The 997-nt window shown below is 47.4% G+C and carries 1 protein-coding gene; it reads left to right on the top strand.

Annotated features, from left to right (window positions below):
* Window positions 1-343 precede the first annotated feature (343 nt).
* Window positions 344-895 (top strand): DUF523 domain-containing protein, encoded by a 552-nt coding sequence (locus tag A3763_RS25290; protein WP_068515137.1) that lies wholly within the window; start codon window positions 344-346, stop codon window positions 893-895.
* The last annotated feature ends 102 nt before the right edge of the window (window positions 896-997 follow it).

Here is a 997-nt window from a genome sequence, read left to right as displayed (position 1 = left end):
GCATGTAAGTCCTGCAACTACAGCAATGACTACTACCAGGACAGGGTTTGTCGCTAAACCCATCTAACTGTAGGCAAAGCCTTCCACAGCTCGCATGAGGAGTAGCATGGGGCAGAGTCTGCGAGGGGCGGAACCCTCTGCCTACGCGGGCACTAGGTAAACCGACTTCTGTAGGCAGAGCCTTCCATGGCTCGCAAGCGGGCTAGTACGGGGTTGATCCAGCGAAGGCTGGAACCCTCTGCCTACGGCAATCGTTATTTGTTAGATATAAGAAATACTATATTCATTCTCCTTCGAATAGTTCAAAATAAGCCTAAACTCGCTCCCCTAAGCACCAGGTACCATGTCACAAGCATCATATAAAATGCCAGGATCAAAACCTAAGATTGGTCTAAGCGCCTGCCTTGCAGGATTTGAAGTACGTTATGACGGAAAGCATAAACGCTCATCATTGTGCTTAGACGAATTGAGCAAACACTTCTCTTTTGAAACATTCTGCCCTGAAGCCGCTGCCGGTTTTGGTATACCCCGCCCCAAAATGCGACTTACCGGCAACCCTTCCAGGCCAACGCTACGGTATAACGATGACACTGACTTAACAGGCATAAACTTAGGCCCTCAATTACTTGAAGGCTGCAAAGAGGCCCTTGATAGCTTTGGGTCTTTAGATGGCTTTGTTCTGATGAAAAACTCACCCAGCTGCGGAGTCAGAAACGTCAAAATATTTCAGAGTGACAGCACTATTCACCAACAAGGCGGTATGGGCCTATTCGCGGCAGCCTTGAAGGAAAGGTTCCCTTTATTGCCGATCGAAGAAGAAGTGAATTTGCACGACGAAAGTCAGTATATGGAGTTTGTTAAGCGAGTTCATGCTCACTTTAAATCGCGGAAATGACAAGTATCAGGCGTAACCTATCTTAAGCAAGGGCCACTCGCGCTCAAGGTTATCCTCAGCCCTAATCTCCAATCATTGGCTTATAAAATTACATCTACTGCC

Source organism: Oleiphilus sp. HI0128 (assembly GCF_001635365.1).
This window is presented reverse-complemented; position numbering and strand designations above follow the sequence as displayed.

What these genes read in the sequence shown, in the direction of transcription:
- A3763_RS25290 (WP_068515137.1), top strand. Translation starts at nt 344, where the DNA reads ATGTCACAAGCATCATATAAAATGCCAGGATCAAAACCTAAGATTGGT.